The 16,092-nt window shown below is 47.9% G+C and carries 14 protein-coding genes; 11 read left to right on the plus strand and 3 right to left on the minus strand.

The genetic code is table 11. The features are described 5' to 3' along the window. The first annotated feature begins 8 nt into the window (after nucleotides 1-8). From dnaB to ACLJTG_RS14440, 6 genes are all read left to right on the plus strand, one after another. Nucleotides 9-1,424 carry a replicative DNA helicase gene (dnaB, locus tag ACLJTG_RS14415; protein WP_000918353.1) on the plus strand — a complete coding sequence of 472 codons (1,416 nt, stop codon included), beginning with the start codon at nucleotides 9-11 and terminating at the stop codon, nucleotides 1,422-1,424. 31 nt (nucleotides 1,425-1,455) lie between these two features. Next, on the plus strand, nucleotides 1,456-2,535 hold the full coding sequence (gene alr, locus ACLJTG_RS14420) for an alanine racemase (RefSeq protein WP_001147296.1): 1,080 nt from the start codon (nucleotides 1,456-1,458) through the stop codon (nucleotides 2,533-2,535). A gap of 185 nt (nucleotides 2,536-2,720) precedes the next feature. After that, nucleotides 2,721-3,914, plus strand: coding sequence for an aromatic amino acid transaminase (gene tyrB / locus ACLJTG_RS14425; protein WP_198898395.1), 1,194 nt, complete (start codon nucleotides 2,721-2,723; stop codon nucleotides 3,912-3,914). Nucleotides 3,915-4,100: 186 nt separating this feature from the next. Continuing rightward, on the plus strand, nucleotides 4,101-4,814 hold the full coding sequence (gene aphA, locus ACLJTG_RS14430) for an acid phosphatase AphA (protein WP_000724435.1): 714 nt from the start codon (nucleotides 4,101-4,103) through the stop codon (nucleotides 4,812-4,814). 128 nt (nucleotides 4,815-4,942) lie between these two features. Further along, nucleotides 4,943-5,359, plus strand: a complete 417-nt coding sequence (locus ACLJTG_RS14435; RefSeq protein ID WP_000270393.1) for a secondary thiamine-phosphate synthase enzyme YjbQ — start codon at nucleotides 4,943-4,945, stop codon at nucleotides 5,357-5,359. 2 nt (nucleotides 5,360-5,361) lie between these two features. After that, nucleotides 5,362-5,718 carry an MmcQ/YjbR family DNA-binding protein gene (locus ACLJTG_RS14440; protein WP_000155665.1) on the plus strand — a complete coding sequence of 119 codons (357 nt, stop codon included), beginning with the start codon at nucleotides 5,362-5,364 and terminating at the stop codon, nucleotides 5,716-5,718. Here the strand turns inward: ACLJTG_RS14440 and ACLJTG_RS14445 are convergent, their stop codons facing one another. The 3 genes from ACLJTG_RS14445 to uvrA form a co-directional block, all read right to left on the minus strand. Further along, complete coding sequence (locus ACLJTG_RS14445; protein WP_197399978.1) at nucleotides 5,719-6,057, minus strand: hypothetical protein; 339 nt, start codon at nucleotides 6,055-6,057, stop codon at nucleotides 5,719-5,721. It lies immediately after the preceding gene. After that, nucleotides 6,044-6,499 carry a hypothetical protein gene (locus tag ACLJTG_RS14450; protein WP_023893379.1) on the minus strand — a complete coding sequence of 152 codons (456 nt, stop codon included), beginning with the start codon at nucleotides 6,497-6,499 and terminating at the stop codon, nucleotides 6,044-6,046. The genes ACLJTG_RS14445 and ACLJTG_RS14450 overlap by 14 nt, the downstream gene beginning before the upstream one ends. Before the next feature lie 131 nt (nucleotides 6,500-6,630). Continuing rightward, nucleotides 6,631-9,456 carry an excinuclease ABC subunit UvrA gene (gene uvrA / locus ACLJTG_RS14455; protein WP_000357724.1) on the minus strand — a complete coding sequence of 942 codons (2,826 nt, stop codon included), beginning with the start codon at nucleotides 9,454-9,456 and terminating at the stop codon, nucleotides 6,631-6,633. A 247-nt stretch (nucleotides 9,457-9,703) separates the two neighbouring features. On the opposite strand from uvrA, the gene ssb1 reads away from it, so the two are divergent. From ssb1 to siiD, 5 genes are all read left to right on the plus strand, one after another. Continuing rightward, entirely contained in the window at nucleotides 9,704-10,234 is a 531-nt protein-coding gene (ssb1, locus tag ACLJTG_RS14460; RefSeq protein ID WP_000168322.1) for a single-stranded DNA-binding protein SSB1, read from the plus strand. Between the two features lie 1,249 nt (nucleotides 10,235-11,483). Next, nucleotides 11,484-12,116: an SPI-4 type I secretion system auxiliary protein SiiA gene (gene siiA, locus ACLJTG_RS14465; RefSeq protein ID WP_000389232.1), complete on the plus strand. Its 633-nt coding sequence runs from the start codon at nucleotides 11,484-11,486 to the stop codon at nucleotides 12,114-12,116. Next, on the plus strand, nucleotides 12,113-13,501 hold the full coding sequence (locus ACLJTG_RS14470; RefSeq protein ID WP_000875179.1) for a MotA/TolQ/ExbB proton channel family protein: 1,389 nt from the start codon (nucleotides 12,113-12,115) through the stop codon (nucleotides 13,499-13,501). The genes siiA and ACLJTG_RS14470 overlap by 4 nt, the downstream gene beginning before the upstream one ends. Next, nucleotides 13,491-14,810, plus strand: coding sequence for an SPI-4 type I secretion system protein SiiC (gene siiC / locus ACLJTG_RS14475; RefSeq protein ID WP_001541306.1), 1,320 nt, complete (start codon nucleotides 13,491-13,493; stop codon nucleotides 14,808-14,810). Before ACLJTG_RS14470 ends, siiC begins: the two co-directional genes overlap by 11 nt. Further along, entirely contained in the window at nucleotides 14,807-16,084 is a 1,278-nt protein-coding gene (gene siiD, locus ACLJTG_RS14480; protein WP_001081935.1) for an SPI-4 type I secretion system protein SiiD, read from the plus strand. Before siiC ends, siiD begins: the two co-directional genes overlap by 4 nt. Nucleotides 16,085-16,092 lie beyond the last annotated feature (8 nt).

The following is a 16,092-nucleotide window of genomic DNA, read 5'->3' on the forward strand; positions in this document are numbered from 1 at the left end:
CATTCACTATGGCAGGAAATAAACCCTTCAACAAACCACAGACTGATGCCCGCGACCGCGATCCGCAGGTTGCCGGGATAAAAGTGCCGCCGCACTCGATTGAAGCGGAACAGTCGGTGTTGGGCGGTTTAATGCTGGATAACGAGCGCTGGGACGATGTGGCCGAGCGCGTGGTGGCGGAAGATTTCTATACCCGCCCGCATCGCCATATCTTTACGGAGATGGGGCGCTTGCAGGAAAGCGGCAGTCCTATCGACCTGATTACGCTCGCGGAATCGCTGGAGCGGCAGGGCCAACTGGACAGCGTCGGCGGCTTCGCCTATCTGGCGGAGTTGTCTAAAAATACGCCAAGCGCGGCGAACATCAGTGCTTATGCGGACATTGTGCGCGAACGCGCCGTGGTCCGCGATATGATCGCGGTGGCGCATGAAATTGCGGACGCCGGTTACGATCCACAGGGGCGCAATAGCGACGAACTGCTGGATCTGGCGGAGTCGCGCGTCTTCCAGATCGCGGAAAACCGGGCCAACAAAGACGAAGGTCCGAAAAGCATCGACCAGATTCTCGACGCTACCGTGGCGCGTATTGAGCAGTTGTTCCAGCAACCGCACGATGGCGTTACAGGCGTGGATACCGGCTATCAGGATCTCAATAAAAAGACGGCAGGGTTACAGCGTTCGGATTTGATTATCGTCGCGGCGCGCCCCTCCATGGGTAAAACCACTTTTGCGATGAACCTCTGCGAAAATGCGGCGATGTTGCAGGATAAACCGGTACTGATCTTTAGTCTGGAGATGCCCGGCGAACAGATCATGATGCGTATGCTGGCCTCGCTGTCCCGCGTCGATCAGACACGTATTCGTACCGGTCAACTCGATGATGAAGACTGGGCGCGAATCTCCGGCACGATGGGCATTCTGCTGGAGAAACGCAATATGTATATTGACGACTCCTCAGGTCTTACGCCGACAGAAGTCCGTTCGCGCGCGCGGCGTATTTTCCGCGAACATGGCGGGTTAAGTCTGATTATGATCGACTACCTGCAATTGATGCGCGTGCCGTCGCTTTCTGATAACCGTACTCTGGAAATCGCCGAAATTTCTCGCTCGTTGAAAGCGCTGGCGAAGGAACTTCAGGTGCCGGTCGTGGCGCTATCGCAGCTTAACCGCTCCCTGGAACAACGCGCGGATAAACGTCCGGTGAACTCCGACCTGCGTGAATCCGGCTCTATTGAACAGGATGCCGACTTAATTATGTTTATCTACCGTGATGAGGTTTATCACGAGAACAGCGACTTAAAAGGCATTGCTGAAATTATTATTGGTAAGCAACGTAACGGTCCTATCGGTACGGTTCGTCTGACGTTCAATGGTCAGTGGTCGCGCTTCGATAACTATGCGGGACCGCAATACGATGATGAGTAACTCTCCGTCATTCTTTTAACAAGGAATTCAAATGCAAGCGGCAACAGTCGTCATTAACCGCCGCGCTCTGCGACACAACCTGCAACGTCTGCGTGAACTGGCGCCTGCCAGTAAGCTGGTTGCGGTGGTGAAAGCGAACGCTTATGGACACGGTCTTCTGGAGACCGCGCGAACGCTCCCTGATGCTGACGCTTTTGGCGTGGCGCGTCTTGAAGAGGCTCTACGTCTGCGAGCGGGCGGGATCACGCAGCCTATCCTGCTGCTGGAGGGTTTTTTCGACGCCGCCGATCTGCCGACCATTTCCGCGCAATGTCTGCATACCGCCGTACATAATCAAGAGCAGCTTGCCGCCCTGGAGGCGGTGGAGCTGGCGGAGCCGGTAACGGTCTGGATGAAACTGGATACCGGTATGCATCGTCTCGGCGTGCGTCCCGAAGAGGCGGAGGCGTTCTACCAGCGTCTGACGCACTGTAAAAATGTACGCCAGCCGGTGAATATCGTCAGCCATTTTGCCCGTGCGGATGAGCCGGAATGCGGCGCTACCGAACATCAGCTCGACATTTTTAATGCCTTCTGTCAGGGTAAACCCGGTCAGCGCTCTATTGCCGCGTCTGGCGGTATCCTGCTGTGGCCGCAGTCTCACTTTGACTGGGCGCGTCCGGGCATCATTTTGTATGGCGTATCGCCGCTGGAGCACAAACCCTGGGGGCCGGATTTTGGTTTTCAGCCGGTGATGTCCTTAACCTCCAGTTTGATCGCGGTGCGTGACCACAAAGCGGGCGAACCGGTGGGCTACGGCGGGACATGGGTGAGTGAGCGCGACACGCGCCTGGGCGTGGTGGCGATGGGTTATGGCGATGGCTACCCACGAGCGGCGCCTTCCGGTACGCCAGTACTGGTCAATGGTCGTGAAGTCCCGATTGTCGGGCGGGTGGCGATGGATATGATTTGCGTGGATTTGGGGCCAAACGCGCAGGATAACGCGGGCGATCCGGTGGTTTTATGGGGTGAAGGTCTGCCGGTTGAACGTATCGCTGAAATAACAAAAGTAAGTGCTTACGAACTTATCACGCGCCTGACCTCAAGGGTGGCGATGAAGTATATTGATTAAATACGCGGCGGGCCGGGTGGCGCTTGCGCTTATCCGGCTTGTATCGCGCATTGGCTGTAGGCCGGATAAGACGTTCACGCCGCTATCCGGTAATATGCGCATCCACCACAACATCCTCTCGATCTTCTCGTCCTTCCGGTTTATTGTGTTATTTCCTGCCCTCTGTAAACCTGGAGAACCATCGCGTGTTTCAAAAAGTTGACGCCTATGCCGGCGATCCGATTCTTTCACTGATGGAGCGTTTTAAAGACGACTCCCGTCACGACAAAGTAAATCTGAGCATTGGCCTGTATTACAACGAAGACGGGATTATCCCACAGCTTAAAACGGTGGCCGAAGCCGAAGCCCGGCTTAACGCGCAGCCGCATGGCGCTTCGCTGTACCTGCCGATGGAAGGACTCAATACTTATCGCCATACTATCGCGCCTTTGCTCTTTGGCGCCGATCACCCGGTTCTTCAGCAACAGCGCGTGGCCACTATCCAGACATTAGGCGGCTCCGGCGCGCTGAAAGTAGGCGCGGATTTCCTGAAGCGTTATTTCCCCGACGCAGGCGTATGGGTGAGCGACCCCACCTGGGAAAACCATATTGCGATATTTGCCGGGGCAGGATTCGAAGTGAGTACTTACCCCTGGTATGACGACGCGACTAACGGCATCCGTTTTAACGATCTGCTGGCCACGCTGAATACGTTACCTGCGCGCAGTATCGTGTTGCTGCACCCCTGTTGTCACAACCCGACCGGGGCGGATTTAACGCCTTCGCAATGGGATGCGGTGATTGAAATAGTGAAAGCGCGCGATCTGATTCCGTTCCTTGATATTGCCTATCAGGGGTTTGGCGCAGGCATGGACGAGGATGCTTACGCTATTCGCGCCATTGCCAGCGCTGGGTTACCTGCGTTAGTCAGTAATTCTTTTTCGAAGATTTTCTCGCTGTACGGCGAGCGCGTCGGCGGCCTGTCGGTGGTGTGTGAAGATGCTGAAATTGCCGCGCGGGTTCTGGGACAGCTAAAAGCGACGGTGCGCCGAATTTACTCCAGTCCGCCGTGTTTCGGCGCTCAGGTGGTTGCTACGGTCCTGGGCGATGAGGCGTTAAAAGCGAGCTGGCTGGCGGAAGTCGACGCGATGCGTAACCGCATTATATCGATGCGCCAGACGCTGGTGAAGGAGCTGAAGGCGGAGATGCCTGACCGCAACTTTGATTACTTGTTACAGCAGCGCGGTATGTTCAGCTATACCGGGTTAAGCGAGGAGCAGGTCGAGCGGTTGCGCGATGAGTTTGGCGTTTACCTGATTGCCAGTGGCCGCATGTGTGTCGCCGGGCTTAATGCTTCAAATGTACACCACGTGGCGAAGGCATTTGCCGCTGTCATGTAATATTCAGGCCGGACGGCGATAACAATGCTCTCCGGCCTGACAATAGCTGTTGTGATCATCCTCTTTTTTCGTAACAAAACCGCAGATAATCCTTCCTTTTGACCGTTACTGGCGTTATGGTCAGATAGTTTTTTGAGCAAAGACTCATCTTAATAATTATAATGTTTTGAATTTTAAGGGAAAAGCATGAAAAAAATAACCCTGGCGCTGAGTGCCGTCTGTTTGTTGTTTACGCTAAACCATTCCGCGAATGCGTTAGTATCTTCCCCTTCGACGCTCAATCCGGGCACTAACGTTGCAAAACTCGCGGAACAAGCGCCTGTCCATTGGGTCTCTGTCGCCCAGATTGAAAACAGCCTCACCGGACGCCCGCCGATGGCGGTCGGCTTTGATATTGACGACACCGTGTTATTTTCCAGCCCCGGATTCTGGCGCGGAAAGAAAACCTACTCCCCGGACAGCGACGATTATCTGAAAAATCCGGCCTTTTGGGAAAAAATGAACAACGGCTGGGATGAGTTCAGTATTCCAAAAGAAGTGGCCCGACAGCTCATTGATATGCATGTTCGCCGTGGCGACAGTATTTACTTTGTCACTGGTCGTAGTCAGACGAAAACGGAAACCGTGTCGAAAACACTGGCGGATAACTTCCATATTCCGGCGGCGAATATGAATCCGGTGATTTTCGCCGGCGATAAACCGGAACAAAATACGAAAGTACAGTGGCTGCAGGAGAAGAACATGCGTATCTTCTACGGCGATTCGGATAACGATATTACCGCAGCTCGTGATTGTGGTATCCGCGGTATTCGCATCCTGCGCGCGGCTAACTCCACCTACAAACCGCTGCCGCAGGCAGGAGCGTTTGGCGAGGAAGTCATTGTCAACTCGGAGTACTAAAAATCAGGAGAGCGACAGGCTCTCCTTTTTTGCATGATTTTTGCACAAACTTGCCCCGCTGGCTTTTACCTTTTCCAGACTTGCTGCACACTATTCAGGAGACGTTTGTTTTTAGGAAGGAGCAGCCTATGTGGTATCAGCGCACCATTACACTGAGCGAGAAGCCGCGCGGGTTTCATCTGATAACAGATGAAATTACCGATAAATTGTCTGGCTTACCGCCTGTCGAAACGGGTTTGCTGCATCTGTTGTTGCTACACACCTCGGCCTCGCTGACGTTAAACGAAAACTGCGATCCTACCGTGCGCGCTGACATGGAGCGCCATTTCCTGAAAACCGTTCCCGATAATGCGGCGTATGAACATGACTACGAAGGCGCGGATGACATGCCTTCGCATATTAAGTCGTCAGTATTGGGCGTCTCGTTGCTGCTGCCTGTACGTCAGGGGCGTTTACAGTTAGGAACATGGCAGGGTATCTGGTTGGGAGAGCACCGTATTCACGGCGGTCCACGTAAAATCATCGCGACACTACAAGGGGAATGATAATGACCATTTCGGAATTACTGCAATACTGCATGGCAAAACCTGGCGCAGAGCAGAGCGTCCACAGCGACTGGAAAGCGACGCAAATTAAAGTGGAAGATGTACTTTTCGCGATGGTAAAAGAAGTTGAAGGACGCCCGGCAGCCTCTCTCAAAACCAGCCCGGAACTGGCAGAATTGTTACGTCAGCAGCACAGCGATGTACGACCGAGTCGGCACCTTAATAAAGCGCACTGGAGCACGGTCTATCTGGACGGATCGCTGCCGGATTCACAACTCTATTATCTGGTCGATGCCTCTTATCAACAGGCGGTAAATGCGCTGCCGGAAGATAAACGCAAGCAGTTGCCGCAGTCCTGATTATAGCGTGCCGACCAACAACGCCAGGGCGATATCAATGAGGCGGATGACCGTAGACCGGATACGGCTGCCGAGGGCGATTTGCGCATTATTGGCGCGTAGCCTGGCGAGGTCCCGCTGTCCTTCCAGCAGAATAATCATATCATCGTCGTCCAGCCAGCCGCGAGCATGTTCCTGAAGCGCGCGGGCGATAAACGCGGCGGACTCGCGGATACCGTCGTCGCTGTCTTCTCTTGCCTGCTTATACGTCTGGATAAACTCGGCAATCGCCGAAGAGACTACAGGGTGTTCGGCTCGGGCGGTGGTCATCAGGTTATGTATTTCGTTAATAGACGCCATTTTCATCTCCTTGAGTGCAGTGGGCGCCCCAATGCAGACACTCACCCTGTATAGCTAATTTCCAGACCTGATTATTTTGCTGTTGGTATCTCTCTGCCTGGATGTGAGTAAGTGGTTGCTTACGTTGCATAACCCGCGCATAAAGACGCAAATAGTGATTTTTCAGCAGCGCCAGATTATCGAGTCGGTGTTTATCCCCACCTTGACGGGCGACCCGCTCAGCCTGAAAAAATATTTGGCGGATATCGCGGTCATCCTTGAGCAGTGTCTCTTTTTGCCACGGTATTCGCGCCGCGTCCTGCAGGAAGCGGGTTGAGCGCGCTTGTAATAGCGTTAGTTGTTGAAAAGCCACGGCGCTAAAGCGGTCAGGCAGCGTACAGGCGGATAAAAACAGGCACAGCAGTAGTGTGATTGCGTAGGGCAACTTCATGGTGTTTTCCATAACAGACCGTTTGCGCTATCACATGTCAGAGTGAGGCGTCACGCAAATCACAAATGCTCAACACGGATACAATGAGGTGGGATGAGGAAAAATGATGCCGCTTCCCGGCGAATCGGAAAGCGGCGTGAAGGTTATTTGAGCATAGGTTTAAGGAAGCGGGCAGTATGCGACGCCTCGCACTCCGCCACGGTTTCCGGCGTACCGGCGACGAGAATTTCGCCGCCGCCGCTGCCGCCTTCCGGGCCGAGGTCGACAATCCAGTCCGCCGTTTTAATGACGTCCAGGTTGTGTTCGATCACCACGATGGTGTTGCCCTGATCGCGCAACTGATGCAGAACGTCAAGCAACTGCTGAATATCGGCAAAGTGCAGGCCGGTGGTTGGCTCGTCGAGAATATACAGCGTCTGCCCGGTGCCGCGCTTCGACAGTTCGCGCGCCAGCTTCACGCGCTGGGCCTCGCCGCCGGAAAGCGTTGTCGCCGACTGACCAAGACGGATATAGGTCAGCCCCACGTCCATCAGCGTCTGCAGCTTACGCGCCAGCGCCGGAACCGCATCAAAGAACTCACGCGCTTCTTCAATGGTCATATCCAGTACTTCGTGGATGGTCTTGCCTTTGTACTTAATCTCCAGCGTTTCCCGGTTATAGCGCTTGCCTTTGCACTGGTCGCACGGCACGTAAATATCCGGCAGAAAGTGCATTTCGACTTTAATGACGCCATCGCCCTGGCACGCTTCGCAGCGACCGCCGCGCACGTTGAAGCTGAATCGCCCTGGCGTGTAGCCGCGAGAGCGAGACTCCGGCACGCCAGCAAAAAGCTCGCGAACCGGGGTAAAGACGCCCGTATAGGTCGCCGGGTTGGAACGCGGGGTACGCCCGATTGGGCTCTGGTCGATATCGATCACTTTATCGAAATGTTCCAGCCCCTGAATATCCCGATACGGCGCCGGTTCGGCGATAGTCGCCCCGTTTAACTGACGCTGGGCGATGGGGAACAGCGTGTCGTTAATCAGCGTCGATTTACCGGAACCCGAGACGCCGGTGATACAGGTAAACAGCCCTACCGGTAGCGTAAGGGTCACATCTTTCAGGTTGTTGCCGCGCGCGCCGGTGAGTTTGAGCACTTTTTCTGGATTTGCCGGCACGCGTTGTTTCGGCACTTCAATTTTGCGTTTACCGCTCATGTACTGGCCGGTCAGTGATTCCGGTACCGCCATAATGGCTTCCAGCGGGCCTTCCGCCACCACCTCGCCGCCGTGAACGCCCGCGCCGGGGCCAATATCAATCACATGGTCGGCGGCGCGAATGGCGTCTTCATCGTGTTCCACCACAATCACGGTATTGCCAAGATTGCGCAGATGAATCAGCGTACCCAGCAGCCGTTCGTTATCGCGCTGGTGCAGACCGATGGACGGCTCATCCAGCACATACATCACGCCGACTAACCCGGCGCCTATCTGGCTCGCCAGACGGATACGCTGGGCTTCGCCGCCGGAAAGCGTCTCTGCCGAGCGGGAGAGCGTGAGATAGTTCAGGCCGACGTTCACCAGAAACTTGAGGCGATCGCCGATCTCTTTTAGCACTTTTTCGGCGATTTTCGCTCGTTGCCCGGAAAGCTTGAGATTAGTGAAAAAATCCATCGCATGGCCAATGCTCATATCGGAAATAGCAGGCAGCGGCGTATTTTCCACAAATACATGGCGCGCTTCGCGATTCAGTCGCGTGCCTTCACAGCTGGCGCAGGGGCGATTACTGATGAACTTCGCCAGCTCTTCGCGCACCGCGCTGGATTCCGTCTCTTTATAACGGCGCTCCATATTATGCAGCACGCCTTCGAACGGATGGCGGCGCACGGAGGTATCGCCGCGATCGTTCATATATTTAAATTCAATGTTCTCTTTGCCGGAACCGTACAGCACGACTTTATGTACGTTGGCGCTGAGGCTTGCCCACGGCGCATCTACGTCGAACTTATAGTGTTCCGCCAGCGACTTGAGCATTTGAAAGTAGTAAAAATTGCGACGATCCCAACCACGAATCGCGCCGCCTGCCAGCGACAGGTCGGGATTCTGGATCACGCGGTCCGGATCGAAATATTGCTGAACGCCGAGCCCGTCACAGGTCGGGCAGGCGCCTGCCGGGTTGTTGAATGAGAACAGACGCGGTTCCAGCTCGCGCATACTGTAGCCGCAAATCGGACAGGCAAAATTGGCGGAGAACAGAAGCTCCTCCGCTTTCTCATCGTCCATATCGGCAACAACCGCCGTGCCACCGGATAATTCCAGCGCCGTTTCGAACGACTCCGCCAGGCGTTGGGAAAGATCGTTGCGAACTTTGAAGCGATCGATCACCACCTCAATGGTATGTTTCTTTTGCAGCTCCAGCTTCGGCGGATCGGAGAGATCGCAAACTTCGCCGTCAATACGGGCGCGAATGTAACCCTGGCTTGCCAGATTTTCCAGCGTTTTGGTGTGTTCGCCTTTACGCTCTTTAATAATCGGCGCCAGCAGCATCAGACGTTTGCCTTCCGGCTGTGACAGCACGTTATCGACCATCTGACTAACGGTTTGCGCCGCCAGCGGCACGTCATGATCCGGACAACGCGGCTCGCCCACGCGGGCAAACAGCAGGCGCAGGTAGTCGTGGATCTCGGTAATTGTACCCACCGTAGAGCGCGGGTTGTGAGATGTCGATTTCTGTTCAATTGAGATCGCGGGCGATAGCCCCTCAATATGGTCGACATCCGGTTTTTCCATGAGCGACAAAAACTGCCGCGCGTAAGCGGAGAGCGATTCAACGTAACGACGCTGCCCTTCGGCATACAGAGTGTCGAAAGCCAGTGAGGATTTGCCTGAACCCGAAAGCCCGGTCACGACAATCAGTTTGTCGCGGGGGATGACGAGGTTAATATTTTTGAGATTATGGGTGCGGGCGCCCCGAACTTCGATCTTATCCATTCACCTTTCCCGGTAGAGACTCGGATGCCTGGTTTGTTTGAAGGACAAACGGCAGAAACGGCTAATTATGACACAATTTAACCTGTTTGAATATACAGTATTGGAATGCATCTTCAGCTAAAGTATGCAACAATATGAGGTTCGCGCGAGTGACCTGGAACCTGCATCGCAGCTATTAAAATGCTACGTGGAAATGGTACACTCACGCGTTTACACTATTTATGAAACGTATTCAGGAGACTCAATTATGGCCAGCAGAGGCGTAAACAAGGTGATTCTCGTTGGTAATCTGGGCCAGGACCCGGAAGTACGCTATATGCCGAGTGGCGGCGCTGTCGCCAACTTAACGCTGGCTACTTCTGAATCCTGGCGCGATAAGCAGACCGGCGAAATGAAAGAGCAGACTGAATGGCACCGGGTGGTGATGTTCGGCAAACTGGCGGAAGTGGCCGGCGAATATCTGCGTAAAGGTTCTCAGGTGTATATCGAAGGTCAATTGCGTACCCGCAAGTGGACCGATCAGAGTGGCCAGGAACGCTATACGACTGAAATTAACGTTCCGCAGATCGGCGGCGTGATGCAGATGCTGGGTGGTCGCCAGGGCGGCGGTGCACCGGCAGGCGGTCAGCAGCAGGGGGGTTGGGGTCAACCGCAACAACCTCAGCAGCCGCAGGGCGGCAACCAGTTCAGCGGCGGCGCGCAGTCGCGTCCACAGCAATCCGCGCCAGCGCCGTCTAACGAACCGCCAATGGATTTTGACGACGACATTCCGTTCTGATTTTTGGTAAAAAACTCAAAGCGTTATTTGCATTTTCGCTATAGTTCTCGTCTGCTGAAATGCCTGGTGTAAACCAGGCATTTTCTTACCTGGTATTATTGTCTTAGGGCCTATCCCACCAGGCGTTATTGGCGCAGCCAGTTTGGACACGGACAGCGCGCAAAAACCGGAGCGTACACGTAGTACGTGAAGTTTGACTCGCTACGCTCGCCCTTCGGGCCGCCGCAAGCGGCGTTCAAAACGCTAACGCGTTTTGGCGAGCACTGCCCAGGACCAAAATGGCAAGTAAAATAGCCCTAATGGGATAGGCTCTTAGTATCCCTTTCAAAAAAGAGAAGCGCATATCTCACGGAAAAATGTCGCTTATCGCCTCTGGCCGACTCGCCTCGGCACATCATTATCCAGCCGAAGTTCATAAATGTACTGCAATAACCCGGATTGTCTTAAATATGAAAGAGAAAACTCATCTGCAAAATATATAATTTATAGCCATTTTTTGACAACAAAAAGATATTATAAAATAACGTTAGAGAATGGTCGGTATTATCAATGGTTAATTAAATGTTTGCTTTAGCTTGTGATGAGCTCAAATATGATATGTGCATCTTGCTTTATTTTTAATTGCTGAAGATAAAGTTGTTACTTATAGCTGGCTTTATATAAAAAATGGTTTTATTTGTGTGTGTTTTTACGCAATTCTGATTTTTTACTCCCCACTTATTATATTGTTAATGATTTAAGTTATATTGAAGTCCCTATGACCCTATGTTTTAATTGTGAAAATTAATTTTATCCTCTGGAGGCAAATTTATTAAATACGTATGGTTATAACGCGTATTAAAAAGAAATATGTCCTTAAAATGATTTAGAGTTTCAATGATTAGCTAACAAATCTATTTATCGGCGGGTGGTTTTAATTTGCTGATGACTATTTTTTATTTATGAGTTGAGAGCTTATGCGATACCTATTATTGGGGAAGATATAGTTAGTGCAATAATTGATGTCTACCTAATTAAAAAAATGAAGAGTGTTTTTAATTAAAGCACTCATCTTTGTTGTGGACGCATAAAAATGGCGTCGTTGTTTTTATTTTTCTGATTACGAGATGTAAGAAAACTGAACTCTATAAAGCGTATTGGTAGCAGGAAGCCAAGGGCGGTAGCGTTCACTTTCTGAATAAGTTGAGCATCCTTTATCCTTTCTAATCCACAAAAACATTTTATTCACAATGTAATATCAGGAGACAACATGGAAGACGAAAGTAATCCGTGGCCTAGTTTTGTTGATACATTCTCTACGGTATTGTGCATTTTTATATTTCTTATGTTGGTGTTTGCACTTAATAATATGATTATTATGTATGACAACTCAATTAAAGTTTATAAAGCAAATATAGAGAATAAGACTAAATCTACTGCTCAAAATAGCGGAGCCAATGACGATTCAAATCCTAATGAAATAGTTAATAAGGAAGTGAATACTCAAGATGTGTCGGACGGAATGACTACAATGTCAGGTAAGGAGGTTGGAGTATACGATATCGCCGATGGTCAGAAAACTGATATAACGTCTACAAAAAATGAGCTTGTTATTACGTATCATGGCAGGCTGAGAAGCTTTTCAGAAGAGGATACTCATAAAATAAAGGCTTGGTTAGAAGACAAAACTAATAGTAATTTATTGATAGAAATGGTTATTCCTCAGGCAGACATCTCTTTCTCTGACTCTTTACGACTGGGATATGAACGGGGAATTATTTTAATGAAAGAGATTAAGAAAATATATCCTGATGTAGTTATTGACATGAGTGTTAACTCCGCAGCATCAAGTACAACGAGTAAAGCTATTATCACGACTATTAATAAAAAGGTGTCAGAGTGAAATATATAAATCATTACCGCTATTTGTTTGTCTGTTTTTTCCTTGCCATACTCCCTTTTTTCGCTTTATCTTTTCCCGGTATAAGAGAGTATGTTTTTGATAACTTTATGGTTTCTGCAATTTACAATGGAGTCATTATTGCCATTTATATTACAGGTTCTTTGTGTGCATTATTCACTATTCTTAAAAATATTTCAGCAAAAGACATATTAATAGCTCAGGACGCCAGTAGAAAAAATAGCATTCTTTCTAACCTCAATCAGGTTTTGTTTGCCGGGGAACCCAAACAGTGTGATTTCAATTTGCTGATGGAATTAGATGACAATGTGTCTACCGCCCGTAATCAACGATTGTCATTTATTATGAGCTGTAGCAATGTGTCGACGCTTGTTGGCCTGTTGGGGACGTTTGCGGGTCTGTCTATTACGATTGGTTCAATCGGGAACTTATTGAGCTCGCCATCAGATGTTGGCGGTGATAATGCAAGTAATACACTCAATATGATCGTGACAATGGTAGCGTCGCTTTCTGAACCATTGAAAGGGATGAATACCGCATTTGTATCTTCTATCTATGGTGTTGTTTGCGCCATACTCCTGACCTCACAAAGTGTTTTTGTTCGCAGCTCCTATTCCCTTGTTTCTACGGAAATCAAAAAATTAAAAATCATAAGCAACAGATCCAATAATAAACAACGAAGCCTGCGGGTTGAATCAGAGACGCTTGTAGAATTTAAAGAGTTGTTTAAAGCGTTTTTTGATAACTATCTGTCAGTTGAAAATTTACGGACGCAGGATGAAGAAAAGAAACGAGAGATGCTATCAGATAGCTTTGTCACTTTGCAAAACCGACTATTGGATAACTCAGCAAAACTAGAGCAACTTTCTACGCTGATTGATGGTTATCTGGTAAGCAATAACGAAAATACCAAAAAATTAGTTGACGGTGTAATAACAATTACCTCTCGTTTATCTGAAGGTAATACCCTGCTTGCTGATAATAATGCACGACTGGAGGCAATGAGTACAATACAAAATATTATAGACAAAAAGAATGATTCAATAATGGCATCAGTTGATAAATGCTATCAGGAATCTCTTTCACATGGTAAGACCATAAACGATATTGCCGCTGGCAGTGCCGATATTTCTCATACTCTCGATGGGCTGAGAAAAGAAATGGATGAGGATATGAATAATGTTCATTTAGCGCTATCCGATCTATCGGCTACTGATAAAAAGATTATTGCCAATACTAAAGAGATTAGTGCTGAAATGGTTAGCTACCGTGATACCTATATGCCATTAATGGAAAAAATAACATCTATGCATCAGGAAATAGTAAAGCAACGTTTGTTAAACAAGGAGGAAAAAAATGAAGATTAAGATGTTTTTTCTGACGACTGCTTTTATTACACAAAGCACATACGCCAGCGAGCTTCCGGTCATTCCTCTAAGAGATTTAGTTAATGCCGCATTAACGCATCAGCCCTCTGTTGCTGTTTCATATTATGAGACTGAAAAGAAAAACAGTGACTTAGATCTTTCACGGGCAGCACTTTATCCTACCCTAGATCTAACATCTGGCCTTAATAATAACAGGAAAGAGTCATCAGGTACCGAGAGGAACGTTGAAAATAAGGTGTCTTTATCATACCGAATAACGGATTTTGGAGTGAGGGGGGCTAATATCAGGAAATCTGAATATGAAAGAGATAATAGTAAAACTGACTATGAAAAAACAAAGAATATAGTGTCTCAGGAGGTTGTGACAACCTATTACAACATCAGTAAATATCGTGAAATGATTGATGGCGTAAATCTGGAGAAAGAGTTTTATAAAAAGATGCTGGAAACTTTTTCGTTGCTGGTATCTTCCGGTGTAGCGATGCAATCTGATATGCGTAAAGTACAAGTATCTATCGATGCATTAAATACCAGAAGCATTATGTATCAGTCGATGTTGGATGATGAAATGTATAAAATGCAGAATATGACTGGTCTGAATTTATCGCCAGTTCAGATTCAAAGCGATGAAAAATTCAACCTCTTCAAAAAATATATCTTTGTCGAAAGCCCTGAAAAACTTATGGACATGGTGATGAAATACAACGATGACTATAAGATGCTTGTCAATACCCGAAAAGCCGCGACCGAAGATATTAATGCCGCAAAATCATCCTATTTTCCGACTGTAGATCTTGTTTCCAGCTATGTACAGAATAACCCGAGCGGTAGTGCCAAAAAAAGTGATTATGAAGATGAATTTAAAACGGGTATCAATGTCAGTTTCAACATTTTTAATGGGTTCAGAAATTCAGCCCAGGAAAGAAAAATGGTGGCAAGTTACTCGCAGGCTAAGCTGCAAATTGACGATTTTTTGATTAAAACGCGTTATAACATTGATTCACAACTTTCAAGATACGCCGCTGCAAAAGAGACTTACTCAGTGGCGGAACGTTCACATACAAACGCATTACAGCTTACTGAATTATATGAGCAGGAGTTTCAGTTAGGGCAAAAAAGTTTGCTTGATTTAATTTCAAGCCGTAATGAAGCATTTCAGGCATATGTAAGCATGATCGACAGCAAATATAGCCTGTATATTTTAAAGCTACAGCAACTCTCATTGATTTTTCATTTAATGGATTATTTAAAAGGAAATACTGAAAGTGAGTTAAATGTAATGAAATGAATAGAAGACAAAGCGATCATCTCATGATGATAATTATTTCTTTGACGATCTTAATTATTATCCTTACCTACTTTATAGAAATTAATTCAGTGGTTCATGGTCAGGGCGTTATCACTACTAAAGATAATGCTCAGTTAATATCTCTTTCTAAAGGAGGGACGATACAAGATATTTATGTAGCCGAGGGTGATACTGTAAAAAAAGGAGAACTCCTTGCAAAGGTCGTTAACCTTGATCTGCAAAAAGAATATCAAAGGTATAGAACTCAAAAAGGGTATCTGGATAAAGATGTTAACGAAATATCTTTCATTCTTGATAAAGAAAATGAGAGTGGGTTGATTACCCTGGATGGCACCCGTTCTTTAAGCAATAAAGAGGTAAAAGCGAATATTGAATTAGTGCATAGTCAGATAAGAGCTAAAGAGTTAAAAAAAACCTCTCTTGATTCTGAGATTAGCGGATTACAAGAGAAGCTGAGTTCGAAAGAAAAAGAACTCGCATTGCTTGCCGAAGAAATAAATATTCTTTCCCCACTGGTAAAAAAAGGAATTAGCCCATATACCAATTTTCTTAACAAGAAACAGGCGTATATAAAAGTTAAGTCTGAAATTAATGATATTGAAAGTAGCATCACTTTAAAAAAAGATGATATTGAGTTGGTTGTTAATGATATTGAGGCGCTTAATAATGAATTGCGACTATCTTTATCTAAAATAATATCTAAAAATCTTCAGGAACTTGAGGTTGTTAACTCTACATTAAAAGTAATAGAGAAGCAGATAAATGAGGAGGATATCTATTCACCGGTTGACGGTGTAATTTATAAAATCAATAAAAGTGCCACTACTCATGGTGGTGTGATTCAGGCGGCGGACTTACTTTTTGAAATAAAACCAAAAGTAAGGACTATGCTGGCCGATGTGAAAATATTACCCAAATACCGTGACCAAATATATGTAGATGAAGCCGTTAAACTGGATGTACAGTCAATTATCCAACCAAAGATAAAATCGTATAATGCGACTATCGATAATATTAGCCCTGATTCCTATGAGGAAAATACCGGAGGAACAATTCAGCGTTATTATAAAGTAATTATTGCATTCGATGTTAATGAAGATGATTTACGGTGGTTAAAACCAGGTATGACTGTTGACGCCAGTGTAATTACCGGAAAACACAGCATTATGGAATACCTGTTATCTCCCTTGATGAAAGGCGTGGACAAAGCCTTTTCAGAACCAGTTAATACTAAACGATTAGATACACCTTGAGAGTGAAT

The sequence above is a fragment of the Salmonella sp. SAL00672 genome, from assembly GCF_046552175.1.
Classification (GTDB): Bacteria; Pseudomonadota; Gammaproteobacteria; order Enterobacterales; family Enterobacteriaceae; genus Salmonella; species Salmonella enterica.

What these genes read in the sequence shown, in the direction of transcription:
- dnaB (WP_000918353.1), top strand. Translation starts at nt 9, where the DNA reads ATGGCAGGAAATAAACCCTTCAACAAACCACAGACTGATGCCCGCGAC.
- alr (WP_001147296.1), top strand. Translation starts at nt 1,456, where the DNA reads ATGCAAGCGGCAACAGTCGTCATTAACCGCCGCGCTCTGCGACACAAC.
- aphA (WP_000724435.1), top strand. Translation starts at nt 4,101, where the DNA reads ATGAAAAAAATAACCCTGGCGCTGAGTGCCGTCTGTTTGTTGTTTACG.
- ACLJTG_RS14435 (WP_000270393.1), top strand. Translation starts at nt 4,943, where the DNA reads ATGTGGTATCAGCGCACCATTACACTGAGCGAGAAGCCGCGCGGGTTT.
- ACLJTG_RS14440 (WP_000155665.1), top strand. Translation starts at nt 5,362, where the DNA reads ATGACCATTTCGGAATTACTGCAATACTGCATGGCAAAACCTGGCGCA.
- ACLJTG_RS14445 (WP_197399978.1), bottom strand. Translation starts at nt 6,057, where the DNA reads ATGGCGTCTATTAACGAAATACATAACCTGATGACCACCGCCCGAGCC.
- ACLJTG_RS14450 (WP_023893379.1), bottom strand. Translation starts at nt 6,499, where the DNA reads ATGGAAAACACCATGAAGTTGCCCTACGCAATCACACTACTGCTGTGC.
- uvrA (WP_000357724.1), bottom strand. Translation starts at nt 9,456, where the DNA reads ATGGATAAGATCGAAGTTCGGGGCGCCCGCACCCATAATCTCAAAAAT.
- ssb1 (WP_000168322.1), top strand. Translation starts at nt 9,704, where the DNA reads ATGGCCAGCAGAGGCGTAAACAAGGTGATTCTCGTTGGTAATCTGGGC.
- siiA (WP_000389232.1), top strand. Translation starts at nt 11,484, where the DNA reads ATGGAAGACGAAAGTAATCCGTGGCCTAGTTTTGTTGATACATTCTCT.
- siiC (WP_001541306.1), top strand. Translation starts at nt 13,491, where the DNA reads ATGAAGATTAAGATGTTTTTTCTGACGACTGCTTTTATTACACAAAGC.
- siiD (WP_001081935.1), top strand. Translation starts at nt 14,807, where the DNA reads ATGAATAGAAGACAAAGCGATCATCTCATGATGATAATTATTTCTTTG.